Origin of the sequence: Asticcacaulis taihuensis (assembly GCF_900100255.1) — a bacterium.
Lineage (GTDB): Bacteria > Pseudomonadota > Alphaproteobacteria > Caulobacterales > Caulobacteraceae > Asticcacaulis > Asticcacaulis taihuensis.
Window position 1 is genome coordinate 316,179 of record NZ_FMTS01000002.1, and the last position, 19,573, is coordinate 335,751.

At 60.4% G+C, this 19,573-nt stretch carries 19 protein-coding genes; 3 read left to right on the forward strand and 16 right to left on the reverse strand.

Translation table 11 applies throughout. The features are described from left to right. Positions 1-18: 18 nt before the first annotated feature. The 4 genes from BLO49_RS08245 to BLO49_RS08260 all read right to left on the reverse strand — a co-directional run bounded on the left by BLO49_RS08245 (position 19) and on the right by BLO49_RS08260 (position 3,817). Positions 19-954 (reverse strand): acetyl-CoA carboxylase carboxyltransferase subunit beta, encoded by a 936-nt coding sequence (locus BLO49_RS08245; protein WP_090646897.1) that lies wholly within the window; start codon positions 952-954, stop codon positions 19-21. Positions 955-971: 17 nt separating this feature from the next. Further along, on the reverse strand, positions 972-1,817 hold the full coding sequence (trpA, locus tag BLO49_RS08250; RefSeq protein ID WP_090646899.1) for a tryptophan synthase subunit alpha: 846 nt from the start codon (positions 1,815-1,817) through the stop codon (positions 972-974). Next, positions 1,814-3,049, reverse strand: coding sequence for a tryptophan synthase subunit beta (trpB, locus tag BLO49_RS08255; protein ID WP_090646902.1), 1,236 nt, complete (start codon positions 3,047-3,049; stop codon positions 1,814-1,816). Before trpB ends, trpA begins: the two co-directional genes overlap by 4 nt. A gap of 117 nt (positions 3,050-3,166) precedes the next feature. After that, positions 3,167-3,817, reverse strand: a complete 651-nt coding sequence (locus BLO49_RS08260; RefSeq protein WP_090646904.1) for a phosphoribosylanthranilate isomerase — start codon at positions 3,815-3,817, stop codon at positions 3,167-3,169. 142 nt (positions 3,818-3,959) lie between these two features. Between BLO49_RS08260 and BLO49_RS08265 the strand changes: the two genes are divergently transcribed. Then, positions 3,960-4,907 (forward strand): glucokinase, encoded by a 948-nt coding sequence (locus BLO49_RS08265; protein WP_090646907.1) that lies wholly within the window; start codon positions 3,960-3,962, stop codon positions 4,905-4,907. On the opposite strand, the gene BLO49_RS08270 is transcribed toward BLO49_RS08265, so the two are convergent. Further along, a complete protein-coding gene (locus BLO49_RS08270) occupies positions 4,904-5,935 on the reverse strand; it encodes a LacI family DNA-binding transcriptional regulator (protein ID WP_090646910.1) in 1,032 nt (343 codons plus the stop codon). The genes BLO49_RS08265 and BLO49_RS08270 overlap by 4 nt on opposite strands. Positions 5,936-5,981: 46 nt before the next feature. Then, complete coding sequence (locus BLO49_RS08275; protein ID WP_090646912.1) at positions 5,982-6,878, reverse strand: LysR family transcriptional regulator; 897 nt, start codon at positions 6,876-6,878, stop codon at positions 5,982-5,984. A 95-nt stretch (positions 6,879-6,973) separates the two neighbouring features. Between BLO49_RS08275 and BLO49_RS08280 the strand changes: the two genes are divergently transcribed. Next, the gene (locus BLO49_RS08280) at positions 6,974-7,732 is read left to right on the forward strand and encodes an SDR family NAD(P)-dependent oxidoreductase (RefSeq protein ID WP_090646914.1); all 759 of its coding nucleotides are present in this window, start codon (positions 6,974-6,976) and stop codon (positions 7,730-7,732) included. On the opposite strand, the gene rimM is transcribed toward BLO49_RS08280, so the two are convergent. The 3 genes from rimM to ffh form a co-directional block, all read right to left on the reverse strand. Further along, positions 7,729-8,229 carry a ribosome maturation factor RimM gene (rimM, locus tag BLO49_RS08285; RefSeq protein WP_090646916.1) on the reverse strand — a complete coding sequence of 167 codons (501 nt, stop codon included), beginning with the start codon at positions 8,227-8,229 and terminating at the stop codon, positions 7,729-7,731. The two genes, BLO49_RS08280 and rimM, sit on opposite strands and share 4 nt — an antisense overlap. A 70-nt stretch (positions 8,230-8,299) precedes the next feature. Continuing rightward, entirely contained in the window at positions 8,300-8,749 is a 450-nt protein-coding gene (gene rpsP, locus BLO49_RS08290) for a 30S ribosomal protein S16 (protein WP_090646919.1), read from the reverse strand. A gap of 25 nt (positions 8,750-8,774) precedes the next feature. Next, on the reverse strand, positions 8,775-10,364 hold the full coding sequence (ffh, locus tag BLO49_RS08295) for a signal recognition particle protein (RefSeq protein ID WP_090646921.1): 1,590 nt from the start codon (positions 10,362-10,364) through the stop codon (positions 8,775-8,777). Positions 10,365-10,856: 492 nt separating this feature from the next. On the opposite strand from ffh, the gene BLO49_RS08300 reads away from it, so the two are divergent. Then, positions 10,857-12,587 carry a methyl-accepting chemotaxis protein gene (locus BLO49_RS08300; protein WP_245678942.1) on the forward strand — a complete coding sequence of 577 codons (1,731 nt, stop codon included), beginning with the start codon at positions 10,857-10,859 and terminating at the stop codon, positions 12,585-12,587. Here the strand turns inward: BLO49_RS08300 and BLO49_RS08305 are convergent. The 7 genes from BLO49_RS08305 to glmS form a co-directional block, all read right to left on the reverse strand. Beyond that, positions 12,584-13,831, reverse strand: coding sequence for a glycosyltransferase (locus BLO49_RS08305; protein ID WP_090646925.1), 1,248 nt, complete (start codon positions 13,829-13,831; stop codon positions 12,584-12,586). The two genes, BLO49_RS08300 and BLO49_RS08305, sit on opposite strands and share 4 nt — an antisense overlap. Positions 13,832-13,875: 44 nt before the next feature. Further along, complete coding sequence (locus BLO49_RS08310; RefSeq protein WP_090646928.1) at positions 13,876-14,103, reverse strand: hypothetical protein; 228 nt, start codon at positions 14,101-14,103, stop codon at positions 13,876-13,878. A 296-nt stretch (positions 14,104-14,399) separates the two neighbouring features. Then, positions 14,400-15,605, reverse strand: a complete 1,206-nt coding sequence (locus tag BLO49_RS08315; RefSeq protein WP_090646930.1) for an LL-diaminopimelate aminotransferase — start codon at positions 15,603-15,605, stop codon at positions 14,400-14,402. A gap of 161 nt (positions 15,606-15,766) precedes the next feature. After that, positions 15,767-16,075, reverse strand: coding sequence for an ArsR/SmtB family transcription factor (locus BLO49_RS08320; protein ID WP_090646933.1), 309 nt, complete (start codon positions 16,073-16,075; stop codon positions 15,767-15,769). Continuing rightward, entirely contained in the window at positions 16,065-16,544 is a 480-nt protein-coding gene (locus tag BLO49_RS08325) for an SRPBCC family protein (protein ID WP_090646936.1), read from the reverse strand. Before BLO49_RS08325 ends, BLO49_RS08320 begins: the two co-directional genes overlap by 11 nt. A 60-nt stretch (positions 16,545-16,604) precedes the next feature. After that, entirely contained in the window at positions 16,605-17,519 is a 915-nt protein-coding gene (locus BLO49_RS08330; RefSeq protein WP_090646938.1) for an EamA family transporter, read from the reverse strand. 32 nt (positions 17,520-17,551) lie between these two features. Next, entirely contained in the window at positions 17,552-19,390 is a 1,839-nt protein-coding gene (glmS, locus tag BLO49_RS08335) for a glutamine--fructose-6-phosphate transaminase (isomerizing) (protein WP_090646941.1), read from the reverse strand. Positions 19,391-19,573: the final 183 nt, after the last annotated feature.

A 19,573-nucleotide genomic window follows, 5' to 3' on the forward strand; every position in this document is an offset into this window, starting at 1 on the left:
GGGTCGTTACGACCCTGGCTAGGCCGCCTTGCGCTTGCCGCTCATCAGCATCGACATCAGGGCGCCCAGCACTTCCGGCAGTTCGGAACGTGAGACCACCCGATCGACCATGCCCTTTTCCACCAGGAATTCCGAGCGCTGGAAGCCTTCCGGCAGCTTTTCGCGGATGGTGGTCTCGATCACGCGCGGACCGGCGAAACAGATCAGCGCGCCCGGCTCGGCCAGGTGGATATCGCCCAGCATAGCGTAGGAGGCGGTGACACCGCCGGTGGTCGGGTCGGTCAGGACCACGAGATAGGGCAGTTGTGCCTTTTTCAGTTCCTGGATGGCGAGCGTGGTGCGGGCCATCTGCATCAGCGACAGCGCGCCTTCCTGCATCCGCGCCCCACCGGCGGCCGTGAAGGCGACCAGCGGCACCTTGCGTTCCACGGCGGCCTTGGCGGCAGCGATAAAGCCCTCACCGGCGGCCATGCCGAGCGAACCGCCCATGAATGCAAAATCCTGCACAAGGACGATACAATCGACGCCCTGCACCTTGCCGTAGCCGATGGCCATGACATCGCGTTCGCCGGTGGCGTTGCGGGCGGCCTTCAGGCGATCCTTGTAGGGCTTGCCATCGGAGAAATGCAGCGGGTCTTCGACCACTTCCGGTGTGGGCAGGCTCTCGAACTGGCCGTCATCGAAGGTGAACTTCATGCGGGCCTTGGGGCCGATGCGCATATGCCGGCCGGACGGCGTCACCCATAGGGCGGCCTCCAGGTCGGAGCGATAGATCATGTCGCCGGTATCGGGGTCTTTCACCCACAGGTTTTCCGGCGTTTCGCGCTTGCTGCCGACGAAATTAGAGATGCCGGGGGCGATCTTGGACAGCCAGCCGCCCCGTTCGCGGCGCTCGGCGGATTTTGCGGCGGGGGGCAGTTTGGGGCCCTTGTCGGACTTGTCAGCCATAGCCATACGTCATCTTACTCCGGTTACACCTGTTCCGCCAGCCGCGCAGAATGAACAGCGTTAGCCAAAATAGCGGCCTTTTCCAGCACATTCGTGCGGTTCGGGTTATTTTCTGGTAAATTTTTCGTTTGCGCCAATGCCGCGATCTCGTCCACCAGGGCCGAACCGACAACGGCGGCATCGGCGATACGGGCCACGCTGGCGGCGCTTTCCGGCGTGCGGATGCCGAAGCCCACGGCCACCGGCAGATTGGCGGCTTCGCGCACCCTGACCACCTGGTCGGCGATGGCATCGGCATCGACCGCCTTGACGCCGGTGACGCCCGCCACCGAGACGTAATAGATGAAGCCGCGCGTGCGCTTGACGATGGTTCGCAGGCGGCTGGCGTCCGTGGTCGGGGTGGCCAAACGGATCAGGGCGATATCATTGGCATCGAGCGCATCGGTCAGCGCGTCGGCCTCCTCCGGCGGGCAATCCACAACGATGAGACCATCGGCGCCGGCTTCGGCGGCCGTCTGGGCAAAACGTTCATAGCCGAGGAATTCGACCGGGTTCATATAGCCCATCAGGATGATCGGCGTGTCCTGGTCGAGTTCGCGGAAGCGCTTCACCAGCATGAAGACATCGCGCAGCTTGGTGCCGGCAGCGAGGCTGCGCTCGGCGGCGCGCTGGATCGTCGGCCCCTCGGCCATGGGGTCGGAGAACGGGAAGCCCAGTTCGATGATATCGGCGCCCGCCGCCGGCAGGCCCTTCAGGATTTCGAAGGTAGTTTCGAGGTCCGGGTCACCGGCCATGATGTAGGCGATGAAGGCGGACTTGTTTTGCGCTTTCAGGTCGGCGAAGCGCCTGTCGATACGGGCTACACTCATGACAACAGACTCGCTCCGGTTTCACCCATATGCTTGGCGACCGTGGCGATATCCTTGTCGCCGCGGCCCGACAGATTAAGCACCACAATGCCGCCCTTGCCGACTTCCTTCGCCAGTTCGCCCACGCGCGCAATGGCGTGCGACGATTCCAGCGCCGGGATGATGCCTTCCAGCTTGCAGGTCAGGGCGAAGGCGGCGAGCGCTTCCTCATCGGTGGTGGTGACGTATCTGGCGCGGCCGGTATCGAACAGATAGGCGTGCTCAGGCCCGATGCCGGGATAGTCGAGACCGGCCGAGATCGAGTGGCCTTCGAGAATCTGGCCGTCGTCGTCCTGCAGCAGATAGGTGCGGTTGCCGTGAAGCACGCCGGGGCGGCCGCCATTCAGCGACGAGGCATGGCCGTTATAGACATCGAGCCCGTGGCCTGCCGCTTCCACGCCCACCAGTTTGACGGTGTCGTAATCGATGAAGGGGTGGAACATGCCGATGGCGTTAGAGCCACCGCCGACGCAGGCGATGACGGCATCCGGCAGACGGCCTTCGCGTTCGAGGATTTGCGTGCGGGTTTCCTTACCGATGACGGTCTGGAATTCGCGCACCATCTCCGGATAAGGGTGCATACCGGCGGCGGTGCCGATCATGTAATAGGTGTCGTGAACGTTCGTCACCCAGTCGCGCAGGGCCTCGTTCATGGCGTCCTTCAGCGTACCCTGTCCATTGGTGACCGGGGAAACCGTGGTGCCGAGAAGCTGCATCCGGAAGACGTTGGGCTTCTGCCGCTCCACATCCGTGGCCCCCATATAGACGGTGCAGGGCAGGTCGAAACGCGCGCAGACCGTGGCCGAGGCAACGCCATGCTGGCCGGCGCCGGTTTCGGCGATGATGCGCGTACGGCCCATGCGCTTTGCCAGCAGGATCTGGCCGATGCAGTTGTTGATCTTGTGCGCGCCGGTGTGGTTCAGCTCTTCGCGCTTGAAATAGATTTTCGCTCCGCCGAAATACTCGGTCATGCGCTCGGCGAAATAGAGCGGGCTGGGCCGGCCGACGAAATGGGTCATCAGGCTGTGATATTCGGCCCAGAATGTTTCGTCGTTCTTGGCGTCATGCCAGGCTTGCGTCAGTTCCAGGACCAGCGGCATCAGGGTTTCGGGGACATAAAGCCCGCCGAACTGGCCAAACCGGCCCTTGGCGTCCGGCTGGCTGTAGCTGTTTCTGAGAACGGGATCGCTCACCGTGAGAATTCCTCTGTAAAAATGACTCCAAACGCTGTTTGCGTTTGGCAAGCACGACCGTGCGCCCGAGCTTTTGCGAGGTAAGCCCCGCGGCGTTTGAGCGCACAGAGATGTGCCTTATAGAGATTTTGCGGCGCGAAGGAAGCCCGAAATCAGCGCACTGTCCTTCACGCCGGGTGCGGATTCGACGCCGGATGAGATATCCAGCATCGACGCACCCGACTCTTTTACGGCGGCAGCGACGGTTTCGGATGACAGCCCACCGGCCAAAAACCAGGGTTTGGCTGCGGCGTGATGACGCATGAGGGTCCAGTCGAAGCTCAGGCCCAGGCCACCCGGCAGGACCGCAGTCTTCGGCGGCTTGGCGTCAAACATCATATATTCGACATACGGCTCATAGAGGGACGCCGCATCGAGGTCGCTTTTTTCGCTGACACTGATCGCCTTGATCAGGGGGATATTGGTTAATGCAGCGATCTCGGCCACGCGCTGCGGCGTCTCCTTGCCGTGAAGTTGAATCAGGTCGGGCTTTACCTCATCCCTGAGCGTTTCCAGCATATCGTTTTCCGGATTGACGACAACGCTGACAAGCGGAATGGTAGCGTTAACGCTACGAATCGCCGATATCAGGTCTTTCATGGTGTTGAGCGTCAAATGGCGCGGACTTTTGGCGAAATGGATGAAGCCCAAAAAGTCAGCGCTGTCATTTATTGCGGCGATTGCCGCATCCATTGTCCGAATTCCGCAAATTTTTACCGCTGGCGGCATAAAAAGACCTCTATTTGGCATTGTTTTGGACAGATGCTTTAGTAAAAATCAAGATTTGGAAGTTAATTTCCAAACTTAATTAAGCCGGCCCACAAAAATAAAAAGGCCGGATATAAAAATAAGAAGATAGGGCAAGGAAACTATGACGGATTACGTGTTGCTGAGCGATATCAGTAATGGCAGCTATCTTAAGCTGGCCATGGCGCGGCGCGGCGAACGCCCGCGGGAATCGACTCATTACGCCTGTAACAGTCTTGAAAGCTATAAGACAGCTATTTCCGACTTTCTGGAAGCACAGGACAAGCCGCGACTGGCCGGCGCGGCCATTTCGGCGGCGGGCTGGGAACGCGGCGGGGTTATCCAGCTTCCCAATCACGGCTTTTCGATTGATCGTGCCGACATGCGCGGCTTTCTCGATACCCCGCGCATCAACCTGGTCAATGATTTTGTCGCCAAGGCCCTGGCCATTCCGCGCCTGCATGGCAATGAATGTGAAAAAATCTGCGGTGGCGAGCCCGTGGAAGAACAGGTCATCGCGGTGATCGGGCCGCACAATGGCCTGGGCATGTCGGCGCTGGTGCCGGACGGCATGGGCGGCTGGACGGCCATGCCGACCGAGGGCGGCCATTCCGACCTAGCCCCGACCTCGGACATCGAGGAAGCCGTGCTGCGTGTGCTGATCGACAAATACGGCCATGTGTCGCGCGAAAGGGTGATCTCCATTCCCGGCGTGGTCGACCTTTGGGCGGCATTGGCGAAGATCGAGGGTGACGACGCCAGGGCGCCTTCCATCGAGGAAATCATCGCCCTCGCCTCGACCGGCGATCCGCGCGGCAAACAGGCGATCGATCTCAGCATGAGCTGGTTCGCCGCCATGGCCTCGGATGTGGCCCTGATCCTGGGGGCGCGCGGCGGGGTCTATCTGGCCGGCGACCTGCTCGACATGATCGGCGACCTGTTCGATTTTGACGCCTTTGTCCGGCGCTATAGCGACAAGGGCCGGCTGAGCAACTATGTTTCGGAAATACCGGTCTATCGGACCCTGGCACCGGATATGGAAATCATCGGCCTAGCGACCCTTTTCGACTAACTCGTTTTCTGGCCGCCGCAGGATTCGCGGATCACCAGTTGCGTCGGGATGCGCGTCATCTCGACCGGTTCATTATCGATCAGCGCCGCCAGGGTATCGACCAGTACCCGCGCGGCGGTGGTCGTGTCCTGGCGCACAGTCGACAGCGTCGGGTTGATGCAGGTGCAGGCCCACAGGTCATCGAACCCCATGACGGATACGTCTTTCGGCACATTCAGTCCGCGCTTTTGCAGCGACTGGATCGCGCCGATGGCCAGCAGGTCGGTGACGGCGAAAACGGCATCGAACGCCACGCCCTCATCCAGCAGGCGGTCTATGGCCGCTGCCCCTTCCTCGCGCGAGATAAAACAGTCGATGGCCAGTCCGGGATCAGGCGTCAGGCCGGCCTCGGCATGGGCGCGCTGATAGCCCTTGTAGCGCTCGAAAAATTCCGAATGGGCCTCGGATGCTTCACCGAGAAAAACGATGCGCTTGCGGCCCAGTTTGATCAGGTGCGCCACGGCTTCGTGCGCGCCCTCCGCGTTCTGCGAGCCTATGAACAGGTTAGGCGTTTCCGGCATGACCGGCCCGAACACCACCCAGGGTTCGCCCACCTTGGCCAGCACCGCCACCTTGCGCAGATAGGATTCGAAATCGCGGTAGCCCAGGAAGATGATGCCGTCGGCGCGGCGGGAAAAACCGTAGTCGGCCCCCCAGTCGGCATCGGCCTTCTGCAATGACATCAGCACGTCCACACCCTTGGCATTGGCATAGTCGAGGATTGAGCCGATCAGCGGCAGGAAGAAGGGATTGATGCGGTTATCGGAATGATCGAGGTCTTCCGAAACCAGAACGGCGATGGTGTTGATCTTCTTCGAGCGCAGCTTCCGCGCGTTGATATCGACCGTATAGTTAAGCTGCGCGGCGGCATCGAAGACGCGCTGGCGCACCGCCTCGCTGACCGATGAGGCGCCGGAAAGCGCCCGCGACACGGTGGCTTGGGAGACGCCGGCCAGAGCGGCAATATCAAAGGAGGTGGGGCGTTTCATCGTGATCTTTGTTGTGATTGTTCAGAGAATTACATCTCACGCGAAATTAGTCCAGATAATCGCGCATGATCTCGCTTACCCAGTCCATGAAGGCACGGACCCGGCGCGCCTGATGGCGGCGGCGGGGATAGACCAGTGATACCGGCAAGGGTTCGGCCTCATATTGCGGCAGGATTTCCACCAGTCGGCCCTCCGCCATATGATGACGGTTGCCAGTGCGTGGCGATTGCAGGATGCCAAGCCCCGCCAGGGCGGCAGCGCTGAAAGCTTCGGTATTGTTGACCGTAATGCGCCCCGGCATATCGACGACTCTGTATTCATCGCCATCGCGGTATTCGAAGCCAAAAGGCTTGCTGCCGAGCGTCAGGGCATAATGGATCAGGTGATGGTCCTTCAGGTCATCAAGCGTTTTGGGTTCGCCATGCCGCGCCAGATAGGCCGGGCTGGCATAGTTGCCCATGTGCATGAAGCCCAGCGGCCGTGTCATCAGGGCGGAATCGGCCAGCGCACCTACGCGGATCACGCAATCGAACCCCTCCGCCACCACATCGACCCGCCGGTCGGTGCAGGAGAGTTCAATTTCCAAGCCAGGATGACGGTTCATAAATTCCGGCAGACGCGGCACCAGGAAATTGCGCGCCAGGCTGACCGGCATGTCGACACGCAGGGCGCCGGTCAGATCACTGGTCTGGGAAAACATCGAGTCCAGTTCATCCAGTTCCGCCAGCACCTCGCGGCAGCGCTCGTAATAGGCTTGCCCGTCATGGGTCAGCTGAACCCGTCGCGTTGTGCGATATAGCAGTTGCACCTTCAGATGCGCTTCCAACTGGCTGACGGCCTGGGAAGCACTTGATTTCGGCAGGCCGAGCGACAGCGCCGCCGCCGTGAAGCTTTGCAACTCCGCAACCCGGACAAACAGGGACATGGCTTCAAGGCGATTCATTGTTCATATTTTCCGAACAGTGATGTCTGAAATGGCTAATTTATCATCGAAATGAAAAACAGTACACCGTAATCAACAACTCAAGGAGACTTTCCATGACCAACAAGATCGCCCTCATCACCGGTGGCAGCCGCGGCCTCGGCCGCAACATGGCCCATCATCTGGCCGCCAAAGGCACGAACATCCTCTTCACCTATCGTGAGCGCAGGGACGAGGCCGACAGCCTGATCGAGGAACTGAAGCTTATGGGCCGCAAGGCCGTAGCCCTGCCACTCGACACGGGTGTATCGGCCAGCTTTCCCGCCTTTGCCGCGCAGGTGAAGGATGCGCTGAAAGCCAACTGGGGCCGCGATGATTTCGACTTCCTGATCAATAATGCCGGCATGGCGCTTTACGCGCCCTTTGCCGAGGTCACCGAGGCCCAGTTCGACGGCATCATCAATGTCCATTTCAAGGGCGTTGTCTTCCTGACACAGGCCTTGTTGCCGCTGATCAAAGACGGCGGCCGCATCCTCAACCTGTCCTCCGGCCTGGCCCGCTTCAGCTATCCCGGTTCTTCGATCTATGGCGCCACCAAGGCGGCCATCGACGCCCTGACGCGCTACATGGCGTTGGAACTGGGGCCGCGCCGCATCACGGTCAACGCCATCGCGCCGGGGGCGATCGAGACAGATTTCGGCGGTGGCCGCGTGCGCGATAATGCCGATATCAATGCCACCATCGCCAAACAGACGCCGCTGGGCCGCGTCGGCCTGCCGGATGATATCGGCGGCGCGGTGGCGCTGCTGCTGTCGGACGAAGCCGGCTGGATCAATGGCCAGCGCATCGAAGTCGCCGGCGGGATTCACGCCTAGATGCCGGCGAGGTCGACCACAATGCGCTTCGCTTCGAGGTCGACTTCCGGCACGTTCTCGTCGGTAAAGAGCAGGTAGAAGCTCGGCCCTTCCAGCGGCTTGATATCGAGCAGGTCGCCGGCGCCGAAATTATCGACATTCATAACCCGGCCGACCTCGGCACCCGAAGCATCATACGCCTTCATGCCGATCAGGTCGGTGATGTAATATTCGCCTTCTTCCGCTTCGGGTAGATCAGCGCGGTCGATATAGAGCTTCAGCCCCTTGATCTTGTCGGCGGCGGTGCGATCGGGCACATCCTCGGCCTTTACCACCAGCGTGCCCTTGTGTTCGCGCGCCTTGGTGATGACCAGGGCCGGTTCGCCCTTTTCATTCAGAAGGGGGCTGTATTCCAGCACGCTGAACGGATCTTCCATAAAGCTCAGCAGCTTGAATTCGCCCTGCAGGCCGACGGCGGCGCTCACCTGCGCGACGAAAATCAGATCGGGTTTGGTCATAAGGCGTTCCTATACAGAAAAAGGGCCGGGAGGCAATCCCGGCCCTTTTCCAATTCCAGATAGCGGACGCTTATTCTGAAGCCGGGGCTTCTTCTTCAGCGGCCGGAGCATCTTCGGCCGGAGCGGCGGCAGCGGCGGCCTTGGCTTCTTCAGCTTCAGCCTTGGCAGCGGCTTCGGCATCCAGGCGATCCTGTTCACGCTGGGCGCGCTCGGCAGCGCGCTCCTGGGCCTTCTTGCCCGGCTGGCCCTTATTCGGGTTGTTGCCGTGTTCCCACTTCACCAGGCCTTCTTGCGACAGGAAGCGCGCGACGCGGTCGGTCGGCTGCGCGCCCTTCTTGAGCCATTCGGCGATGCGCTCGACCTTCAGGGTCACGCGCTGGGCGTCCTTCGGCAGCATCGGGTTATAGGTGCCCACCTTTTCGATGAACTTGCCGTCGCGCGGGGCGGCGGCATCAGCGATGACGATGGTATAGTAAGGGCGCTTCTTGGAGCCACCGCGGGACAGACGAATCTTAAGCATTTCAGTATCCTAACTTTGTAAGGTGCTATTTCTTTGTGGGGTCGAATGGCTTTGCACCGGGGAGACCCGGCAGGCCGCCAAACAGGCCCGATGGTGGTGTGGCGCCGGGGAGTTTCCCGCCGCCCAAAGCTTTCAGTTTATCGAGATCAAGCGCTGGATTCAGACCTTCCAGCGGGTTTCCGCCGGGGCCTGCCTGGGTATTGACGCCCATCTTCTTTGCGATATCGGCCATGTTGGGTTGCCCGCCCCCGCCCATTCCGGGGCCGCCCAGGCCAAACATTTTCGCCATCTGCCCCATGGCGCCGCGGCCATTGGAGCGCGACATCATCTTGAAGGTGTCGGCCATCTGGCGGTGCTGTTTGAGAAGGCGGTTGATCTCGGCGACATCGACGCCGGCGCCAGCCGCGATCCGGCGCTTGCGCGAGGCATTGAGCAGGTCCGGCTTCTTGCGCTCCAGCTTGGTCATCGAGGAGATGATGGCCACCTGGCGGTCGAAAATCTTGTCGGAGAAGTTGGATTCCTCGATCTGCTTCTTGACCTTCTGCACGCCAGGCAACATGCCCATAATGCCGGTCATGCCGCCCATCTTCTTCATTTGCTGAAGCTGGGCGGAGAGATCATCGAGATCGAACTGGCCCTTGGCCATCTTGCGCGCCATGGCCTCGGCCTTGGAGGCGTCCAGCTCCTGCGCGGCCTTTTCAACGAGGGCGACGATATCGCCCTGGCCGAGGATACGGCCGGCGATCCGGCGGGCATCGAAGACATCGAGCGCCTCGACCTTTTCACCGGCGCCGAGATACTTGATCGGCAGGCCGGTGACGGCGCGCATGGAGAGCATGGCGCCGCCCCGGCCGTCACCATCGGCGCGGGTCAGGATCAGGCCGGTCAGCGGCAGGCGCTCATGAAAGGCGGTGGCCGTGCGCACGGCGTCCTGACCGGTGAGACTGTCGGCGACGAGGAAGGTTTCGGTCGGGTTCGATATCTTGGCGATCTCGGCGGCCTCGGCCATCAGGGCTTCGTCGAGCGTGGTGCGACCGGCGGTATCGAGGATCAGGACATCATAGCCCTGGAGCTTGGCCGATTGCAGGGCGCGGCGGGTGATTTCAGCCGGACTTTGTCCGGCCACGATCGGCAGCACATCAACACCCGTCTGCTCGCCCAGCAGCTTCAACTGCTCCATGGCGGCCGGACGACGCGTATCGAGCGACGCCATCATGACCTTCTTGCGGTCGAACTTCGTCAGTCGCAGGGCCAGTTTGGCGGAGGTAGTCGTCTTACCGGAACCTTGCAGACCCGCCATCAGGATGACGACGGGCGGCACGGCATTGAGGTTGACCGGCACCGGCTCCTCGCCGCCCAGCATGTCGATCAGGCCGTCATAGACGATCTTGACCACCTGGTCAGCGGGTTTGACCGCCTTGATAATGGCTTCACCGGTAGCCAGTTCCTTGGCGCGCGTCATGAACTGGCGCACCACCGGCAGGGCAACGTCGGCTTCCAGCAGGGCGACGCGCACTTCGCGCAGGGCTTCGTCGACGTCCTTTTCCGAAAGGACGCCGCGTCCGCTGAGGCGGTCAAACAAACCGGACAGACGGTCGTTCAAGCTGTCGAACATGGCCAAAAACCTTTAATCTGGAGCCGTGCGTTTCCTGAACTTTACGCAAAAACAAAATCCCCGAGGGCGCAACGCGCTGTCGGGGCGCCTTCCCAATCCCCCGTTCGATCCGTGTCGAAGCTCGTATTGGCAAAGGGTTTTTGCATGAAGCGCAAGTCTTGCGCGGATGTGGCGGTGTCTTTGACGGAAAAGTGGGCCAGAGTCAAGTCATGTATCCGACCCCGCCCTTTTCACCAGTTTTGACGCCGCCCTGTCGCATAAAGCGACGCAGGAAAATTTCCGACAAAAAATAACCTTAGCAATAATATGGAAATTTGCGGGTTCAGGATAAATTTTAAGACCTCATTAATTGCCATGCCTCATTCCGGTAACGACGATATCGTTAAAAATGCAATTATTACATGGGGTTGTTTTGAGGCAATGAAACAATTTGGGGATGTGATAAACCGGCGGATCACAATCACCGGCCGGATGTGGTTATTGGGCTTTCTTATGATTTTACCGGTTCTTTTCACCGGTTATCTGCTTTACCAAACCCATCATACAACGATCGATTTTGCCAATACGGAAGTCAATGGCACGCGCCAACTGAAAACCCTGTGGCCAGATGTGATTGCCGATGCCCGCGATGGAAGCCGTAAGGATGGCGAGCGCCTGACCGTTATCAATGAACAGATCGCCCGTATCGCCGATCAGTCCAACCTGACCCTCGATCCTAATTTGGACAGCTATTACCTGATGGACGCCGTGGCCGTGAAACTGCCAGCCCTGCTCGTCGAAGGACAGGCTGCATTTGCCGCACCGGATTCCGGGGATGAGGACGCGGCTCGATTGATGCACCGAACCCTGTTCGCTACAGAAATGGCCCGCCTGAAAGCATCGGCGGATAAATCGGGTCAGTATAGTCGGCGCAAATCCCTTTCACCGGAGACACAGGCGGCCCTTGAGGCGCTTTCGACGGCGGCGAAACAATTGGAGCAAGCCCCGGATCAGGCGGCCTACAGCCAGTTTGTTGGCGCTGCCGATACGTTTTTCGGACATGGCCGCGACGATCTGGAGACAATTCTGGCGCGGCGCATTGCAAAGGAAACCCGTCGCCTGATGACCGAACTGGGCGTAGCCCTTGGGGTTCTTGTGGTCGCTCTCTGCCTGACCATAATCATAGCAACTGGCCTGTCGCGCCGCCTCAAGGTCCTGTCCGGTATGATGCAGAGACTGGTAAAGGGCGAAACGGTCAGCGATATCCCGTACCAGTCCGACCTTCACGAGACGGGCGTCATTGTCCAGACACTGATTGCCTTTCGCCGGAATCTGGCGGAAACGGAGGAAATGCGCCTGACCCAGCATCGGCTGGAAGAGGAGAGCATCACGGCACGTCGCGCCGCCATGCTCGATATGGCAGACCATTTCGAGACCTCGGTCTTAGGTATTATCGAGGGGCTGGGCCAATCCACCCAGGCCCTTGGCAGAACGGCAATGGAACTAAGTGCTCAGGCGGGCCAGACAAGAAACCGCAGTCATGATGTCGCCCAGGCCATGGAAACCGCGAGTGGCAATATTCAGTCCGTTGCCGGCGCCACAGAGGAAATGGCGGCCTCATCCAGCGCCATCTCCGATCAGGCGACGCAGGCGTCCGAAGCGGCCGCCGCAGCAGCCGCCAAGGCGCAGGAAACCATGGCCTGCGTGGAAGAAATGAATATGGCGGCCAGTCGCATCGGCACCACGATTGAATTGATCACGCGGATCACTGCCCAAACCAACCTGCTGGCGCTAAACGCCACGATCGAGGCCGCCCGCGCCGACACGGCTGGCCGGGGTTTCAGCGTGGTGGCTACAGAGGTGAAGGCGCTGGCTCAACAAACCGCCTTGGCGACCGAAGAGATACGGGGGCAGATCAGGGCGGTTCAGGAAGCCACCGGACATGCGGCGGAAGCGATGAGCACCATCTCCGGGATGGTTGTAGGGCTAAGTGATATCTCCGGCACCATTTCACAGTCGGTCGGCCAACAAACCTCCGCGGTCGGCGAGATTTCACGCGCCACGGCCGAGGTTGCGATGAAAACAAGCGATATCACAGAGGCCGTGGATGAGGTTCGGACGACGGCCGGGCAAACGGGCTATCAGGCGGAAGGCGCCCTGAGGGAAGTCAGGCAGTTGACAACACAGACCGAAGCCCTGAAGGCAACGGCTCTGGATTTTCTGGCAACCGTGCGAGCGGCCTAAAGCCAGCTATTGAACGGTAATGCCGCCAGTTCATCATGCCGCCACGGCGCGTGGAGGTCACGGATTGCCTGCACGCCGGCCGCGCCCAATGCCTTGCGTAAGGCCGGCTGGTCGGTCAGTTGCCGGATGTCGGTCACCGCTTCAAATATGTGCGGATCGGCCCAGACCTGCATCGGGTCACGTTTGACCATGCTGTAACCGCCTTCCGGATCGGAGACGGGTATAAGCGATGACTTGATCAGCCGCGAGTTTTTGGGCGTCATGAAATCGATATTGCCCGACCAGTCGGTGGCGATCACCGCCACGCCCGCCGCCATCGCTTCGGCAAGCGTCAGGCCAAAACCCTCGGCGCGATGCAGCGACACCAGAATATCGAAGGCACCGATATAGGCTTCCATATCGGCCTCGCTCAGGCGCTGGTCCATGATGCGGATGTCGCTGCGTTTGGCGGCAATGGCCAACAGACGGCGCTCGGTGGCGCGGTCATCGGAAAGGTCACTGACCTTCACCGTCAGGCGGGCCACCGGGTTTTCTTCGGGAAAGGCTTCTTGCCAGGCGACCAGAACGCCCCAGGGGTTTTTACGCGCCGCCGACGACTTGGTATCGAACAGGCACAGCGCCTCGCACAACTCATCCGAAAGGCCGAACTTCGCGCGGGACAAGGCGTGACGCGCCGGCGGAGGCAGCGGCACCGGATGCGGCATCAGGCGCAGGCGCGGGATCAGGTCGGCGCGCAGGGCATCATTGAAGGTGGCCACCAGGGCATCATGCACAAACCGGCTCGGCACCCAGATTTCATGCAGGTAATCAGCAACCAATATCCAGTCGCGCGGCGCCTTAGGCGTTTCCCAAGCCCAGTAGGCGATGCGGTAACGATCGACCCACTGCGCCGGATCATGCGCCATCAGGGCTACCAGAACCTCCGGGGCATTGGCATGGATATACCACACGCCGCCCTTTCCCGGCAGTTCGGCGCCTTCGCCGATATAGTGTTTAAAACAGGGGCGGATATCGTGTTCGATGAGATCATAGCCCGCCGCCCGGAAGGCATTGGCGCTCAGGCGGCCGCCCTGGGCCACGCCAGTGCTTTCATTAAAGAAGGCGGAAACGACCAGAGGCCCTTTTGCCAACCCTTCGCCTGTCGCCTTATTCCAGCCGCGCGCCTTCGCCCGGCCCAGCAGGTTGAGCGTGCCGTGGATCAGCGGCAGACGATATTTCAGTGGAAGGTGTCGCAGGCCCAGCATGTCATAAACCGGCAGGAAAAGCCTGCCTATACAGGCTTACCGGCTTAAAGGCCAAGCCATTTGCGGCGCTGCGACCAATAGGACTGGAATTGATCGGCCTGGTCCTTGTCCTCGAAGGTCACGACCTTGATCTGATGATCGCCGGCCGGATCAGAGCGCACCGAAATGGCATCGGCATCATTCACGGCAGCGGCTTCGACAAATTTGAAAAAAGCGCCAAAGAAGGCATCCTGTTCGGAATCGGTATTCAGATCGAACTCTAAACTGACCACGCTGGCACCTCTGGCTTCATTTCGCTTGCAACAGCTAAGGGGAAGGGGCCCTGACCGCCATGCGGAAACCTGGTAAAAATTATCAGGGTTCTGCAAAAGACAGTGCGCTGCACAATGAAGAGTGAAACCTATTCAAAGCGGCGAGTCAAAAAAATTAAGCAAAACTTAATGCACTCGCCTCCCGGCTGTGACCGTAAAGACGCTTAATGCAGGGATGACAGCCTTGTCACCCCTGCGATCAATTTATTTTGAGACAGTTTTGAAATTGTCCGTGCGCGGACAACGGGCAGAAAAAGTTATACTTTTTCCGCCGCCTTTTCCGGCTTATCGTTCGGCAGAAGCAGCTTTTTCACGTTTCGGGCCGCCTGGCGGATACGCGCCTCGTTCTCGACCAGGCCGAGACGGACATAGCCTTCGCCATATTCGCCAAAGCCGAGGCCCGGCGCCACGGCCACATGGGCCTCCTCGATCAGCATCTTGGCGAATTCCATCGAGCCCATATGCTCGAATTTCGGCGGTATCTTGGCCCAGGCAAACATGGACGCCGGCGGCGCGGGAATATCCCAGCCGGCGCGCTTCATGCTGTCGATCAGCACATCGCGGCGCGACTTATAGGTGGCCCGGATCTCGGCCACATTATCCTGCGGGCCATTCAGGGCGGCGGCAGCGGCCACCTGGATCGGGGCGAAACCGCCGTAATCGAGATAGGACTTCACGCGGGCGAGCGCCGCGCAGATCTGGGCATTGCCGACCACCATGCCGACGCGCCATCCGGCCATGGCATAGGTCTTGGATAGCGAATTGATCTCGACCGAGCGCTCGATGGCGCCCTCGACCTGAAGGATGGAGGGCGGGGGGTTGTCCTCGAAATAGATCTCCGAATAGGCGATATCCGACAGCACGATCAGGTCATGTTTTTTGGCGATGCGGATGACTTCCTTGTAGAAATCGAGATCGACCCACTGCGCGGTCGGGTTCGACGGATAGGAGACAATCATCACCGAAGGCGTCGGCACGGAGTGCTTGACGGCCTTTTCGATGCCGGAAAGATATTGTTCCGGTGACAAGGCCGGCACATGGCGGATCACGCCGCCAGCCATCAGGAAACCGAAGGCGTGGATCGGATAGGCCGGGTTGGGGCAGATGACCGTATCGCCCGGCGCGGTGATGGCCATGGCGAGGTTGGCGAAGCCTTCCTTGGAGCCGAGCGTGGCGACGACTTCGGTATCCGGATTGAGCTTGACGCCATAGCGGCGGTCATAATAGCCGGCCATCGCCTTGCGCAGACCCTGCACGCCCTTGGACACCGAATAGCCGTGCGTCTTCGGCTTCTGGACCGTCTCGATCAGCTTGTCGACGATATGCGGCGCGGTCGCCATATCGGGATTGCCCATGCCGAAATCGATGACATCCGTACCGGCTGCGCGCAGACGTGCCTTCACTTTGTTGACTTCTTCGAAGACATAGGGAGGCAGGCGGCGGATACGGTAAAAGTCACGCATGACGAACTCAGGGCCTTTTGGCAGGAGGGATGGGAGGGGTCATATGACGCATCCCCATTCGTTTGTCATCCCATTACAGCCATTTTTTTCGGATTTTATTGCAGAAAATTCGGATAATTTCCCGAAAAGAGCGCATTGCAAAAAGAGACCCATTCGCGTTCTCAATCCTCGACATGGACGCGCAAGCGTTCCAGGGCGCCCTCCCATTGACGGGAGATAATGTCGAGGTAATGGCGGGCGTCATCGAATTTCGGCCGCTCCAGTTGCCAGACCGTCGTGCGGCCAAGGCGAGCACAGGTGACCAGCCCGGCCTTTTCCAGCACATGCAGGTGCTTGGTGACCGCCTGACGGCTGATATTCGCCTCGCCGGTCAGGCCGACGATAGAGGCCGGCCCTGCCTGCAACCGCTTGACCAGGGCCAGCCGGGTTTCGTCACCCAGGGCCGCGAAGACCGCCGCCTCAGATGGCAAGATAAGCCTCGATCAGTTTGGTCTGCGCCGCCCAGCCGCCGTCATTGGCGGTAAAGGCCTTGGCGCGACGCTCCAGTGGAATGTTTTCAAACCCGCTTTCGGTAATGACCAGCCGTACCCCTTCCGGCACTTCGGCAAGCGAAAAGGTGCAAAGGATCATCGGCTCCTGACTGTAATCATAGTCCTTCTCGACGCCGTAGGGATGCCAGTAAAACGAAAAGCGCGTCTGCGGCGTGATTTCGCCCACCACGATCTCGAAGGGCGTACCCTCATAGGGTTTCTGCATGGCGGCGACCTCGTCATTGACCGTGGTCGGCACGATGACGCCTGTCAGCTTTTCGCCCGCCCTGAACGGACCATCAAAGCGAACGCCGAACCACTGACCGAACTGACCGGCATCGCTGATGGCCGCCCAGACCTTGCCGAGCGGCGCTTTCAGCACGATTTCCTTGTGAATTTCATTCTGCATCTGGCAACTCCTTGGTTGCCTTTTTATGTCCAACCACCGAAATGCGCAACCAAAAAGTTGCTATTCTATTTTGAGCGCGACCGGTTCCTGCTTGCGCAGGGACAGCGAAATCACCGTGGCCAGGATCAGCGCCGTGCCCAGCCAGTCATAAAGGCCAAAGCGCGTTCCCAGCCAGATAATGCCGATCAGGGCCGCCGCCAGCGGTTCGGCGCAGGCCAGCAGGCTGGAGGTTTCCGGCCCGACGATCCGCACCGCCGTCAGATAGGCGTAGAAAGGGATCAGGGTGCCAAAGACGATGACAAAAGCGAAGGCGCCTATGGCCGGCACATCCCAGGTGCCGGCCATAGCCCAGGGCGGATGAATGACACTGAGCGCCAGCCCGCCGATCAGCATCCCCCAGCCGATGACGATGGGCGGCGAATAGCGCGACATAAGCGTAAGCGGCTGGATGGAATAGAAGGCCAGGGCCACCGCCGAGGTCAGCCCCCAGACCAGGGCCATTTTCGAGACCGACAGGCTGTTGAGGCTGCCATGGGTCACCATGAAGAAGGTGCCGGCCACGGCCATGACGACGCACAGCAATTCAAACGGTGTCGGCCAGCGCTTTTTCTGCCAGGCGAACCAGCCGACGATCAGCACCGGGCCGGTATATTGCAGGACGGTCGCCGTGGCGGCGTTCGAGGCATTTATGGCGGCAAAGTAAGTATATTGCACGGCCAGCATACCGAACAGGCCAAAGACGGCCATGCGCAGGGCATCGGCCTGGCGGGTCCAGACGGTGAAGAGGTCGCGCGGCGCACGCAGGGCCACAAAACCCAGCATCAGTACACCGGCCATCAGCATCCGCACGGCCACCAGCCATTCGGTATTGACCCCGCGATGGGCAAAAAGGAACTGCCCGGCCGTGCCCGATACGCCCCAGAGCAGGGCGGCGCCAAACGCCAGTCCGCAGCCTTTGAGATAGTCGGGTTTCATGGTGCGCCGCCTTTACAAAGAGGCGCGCAGTCCTATTCCACGGTCACCGACTTGGCAAGGTTGCGCGGCTGGTCGACATCCGTGCCCTTGTGGACGGCGGTGTGATAGGCCAGAAGCTGGATCGGCACCGAATAGACCAGGGCAGCGATGAAGGGATCGCAGTCCGGCGCCTGGATCACCTTTAGCGATTTGGCGGCATCGCCGGAAAGGGTCGGCACTTTTTGCGGGGCATTGGTGATCATTATCACCCGGCCGCCGCGCGCCGCCACCTCCTGCACATTCGAGGCTGTCTTCTCGAACAGCTCGTCATCGGGGGCAATAACCACCACCGGCGTGTTCTCGTCGATCAGGGCGATCGGGCCGTGCTTCAGCTCGCCGGCGGCATAGCCTTCGGCGTGGATATAGCTGATTTCCTTGAGCTTGAGCGCGCCTTCCAGCGCCAGCGGATAGGTTTCGCCACGGCCGAGATAGATGACATCACGCGCCTTCGACAGGTCATTTGTGATGCGGACGATGTCGCCATCCATGCCGAGCGCCTCGGCGATCAGACCAGGTGCGCCAAGAAGAACCTGCGCGAGGCGGCCTTCTTCGGCGGCATTGATCCGGCCGCGCTGGGCAGCGGCAGTTACGGCCAGCGACAACAGGGCCGACAACTGAGCAGTGAAGGCCTTGGTCGAAGCGACGCCGATTTCCGGACCGGCATGGGTGGGCCACAGCAGGTCGGCTTCGCGCGCCATGGTCGAGGTATGGACATTGACCACAGCGGCCGTTTTCAGGCCCTGTGACTGGCACCAGCGCAGGGCGGCCAGGGTGTCGGCGGTTTCGCCCGACTGCGAGACGGCGACCGCCAGAACGCCAGGCATCATGGCCGGGCTGCGATAGCGGAATTCCGACGCCACCTCGACATCGACCGGCAAACCGGCCAGTTTTTCAAAGGCATAGCGCGCGATCGAGCCGGCATAATAGGCGGTGCCGCAGGCGATGATCTGCAAACGCGAAACGGTGGAAAAATCGACACCCGCCTTGATGTCGGCGCGCACACCGCCGGTCACCGGATCGAGATAGGCGGTAAGCGTGCGCTGCGTGCTTTCCGGCTGTTCGTGCACTTCCTTTTCCATGAAGTGACGGTAGCTGCCCTTTTCGACCAGGGCGGCCGAGGCGGAAACGGTGACGGCCGGACGATTGACCAGATTTCCCGCAGCATCGTGGATTTCGGCGCTGTTCTGGCCGAGGACGACCCAGTCACCTTCTTCCAGATAACTGACGCGGTTGGTAAACGGGCCGACGGCCAAGGCGTCGGAACCGAGATACATCTCATCGCCGCCCCAGCCGACGACCAGCGGCGAGCCGCGGCGCGCGCCCAGTATGGTGCGATCTTCGCCGTCGATCAGGATGGCCAGGGCATAGGCGCCATGCAGGCGATCGAGCGTGGCCTTGAAAGCGTCGCGTAAGGGCGCGCCTGTGGCCAGCTCGGCATTCAGAAGGTGGGCGATGACTTCGGTGTCCGTATCAGAGTCGTACACCTCGCCTTGCGCCATCAGGCCGGCCTTCAGCTCTGCGAAGTTCTCGATGATGCCGTTGTGGACCACCGTCACCTGGCCGAAATGATGCGGGTGGGCATTGCGCACCGATGGCGCGCCGTGGGTGGCCCAGCGCGTATGGCCGATACCGACCTGGCCCGCTAAGGGCTCGTCTTCGATAGCGGTTTCCAGATTGCGGATCTTGCCCTCGGCGCGGCGGCGCTCTGTGCCCTTGGCCGTCTGCACGGCGATACCGGCTGAATCGTAGCCGCGATATTCGAGGCGGCGCAGGGATTCCAGCAGACGCGGCGCGACGGGTTCATTGCCGATAATACCGATGATTCCGCACATATGCCGGGCTCCTTTTCGCCAGTGATGCCAAAATGCGACTTTCAAATAGCATATGGAAAATAAATTTGCTATAAATTCGTATTGCGAAAAATTGCTACCCGCCCACTGATTTCTATCGAAAATTCGCCATTAATTTAATAAATTTGCCATTTGCACACGAAACGACGCGAAATTTACAATTCG

Excerpts from the sequence above, each read along its gene's own strand:
- BLO49_RS08245 (WP_090646897.1), bottom strand. The coding sequence starts at position 954 with ATGGCTATGGCTGACAAGTCCGACAAGGGCCCCAAACTGCCCCCCGCC.
- trpA (WP_090646899.1), bottom strand. The coding sequence starts at position 1,817 with ATGAGTGTAGCCCGTATCGACAGGCGCTTCGCCGACCTGAAAGCGCAA.
- BLO49_RS08260 (WP_090646904.1), bottom strand. The coding sequence starts at position 3,817 with ATGCCGCCAGCGGTAAAAATTTGCGGAATTCGGACAATGGATGCGGCA.
- BLO49_RS08265 (WP_090646907.1), top strand. The coding sequence starts at position 3,960 with ATGACGGATTACGTGTTGCTGAGCGATATCAGTAATGGCAGCTATCTT.
- BLO49_RS08270 (WP_090646910.1), bottom strand. The coding sequence starts at position 5,935 with ATGAAACGCCCCACCTCCTTTGATATTGCCGCTCTGGCCGGCGTCTCC.
- BLO49_RS08275 (WP_090646912.1), bottom strand. The coding sequence starts at position 6,878 with ATGAATCGCCTTGAAGCCATGTCCCTGTTTGTCCGGGTTGCGGAGTTG.
- BLO49_RS08280 (WP_090646914.1), top strand. The coding sequence starts at position 6,974 with ATGACCAACAAGATCGCCCTCATCACCGGTGGCAGCCGCGGCCTCGGC.
- rimM (WP_090646916.1), bottom strand. The coding sequence starts at position 8,229 with ATGACCAAACCCGATCTGATTTTCGTCGCGCAGGTGAGCGCCGCCGTC.
- rpsP (WP_090646919.1), bottom strand. The coding sequence starts at position 8,749 with ATGCTTAAGATTCGTCTGTCCCGCGGTGGCTCCAAGAAGCGCCCTTAC.
- ffh (WP_090646921.1), bottom strand. The coding sequence starts at position 10,364 with ATGTTCGACAGCTTGAACGACCGTCTGTCCGGTTTGTTTGACCGCCTC.
- BLO49_RS08300 (WP_245678942.1), top strand. The coding sequence starts at position 10,857 with ATGATTTTACCGGTTCTTTTCACCGGTTATCTGCTTTACCAAACCCAT.
- BLO49_RS08305 (WP_090646925.1), bottom strand. The coding sequence starts at position 13,831 with ATGCTGGGCCTGCGACACCTTCCACTGAAATATCGTCTGCCGCTGATC.
- BLO49_RS08315 (WP_090646930.1), bottom strand. The coding sequence starts at position 15,605 with ATGCGTGACTTTTACCGTATCCGCCGCCTGCCTCCCTATGTCTTCGAA.
- BLO49_RS08325 (WP_090646936.1), bottom strand. The coding sequence starts at position 16,544 with ATGCAGAATGAAATTCACAAGGAAATCGTGCTGAAAGCGCCGCTCGGC.
- BLO49_RS08330 (WP_090646938.1), bottom strand. The coding sequence starts at position 17,519 with ATGAAACCCGACTATCTCAAAGGCTGCGGACTGGCGTTTGGCGCCGCC.
- glmS (WP_090646941.1), bottom strand. The coding sequence starts at position 19,390 with ATGTGCGGAATCATCGGTATTATCGGCAATGAACCCGTCGCGCCGCGT.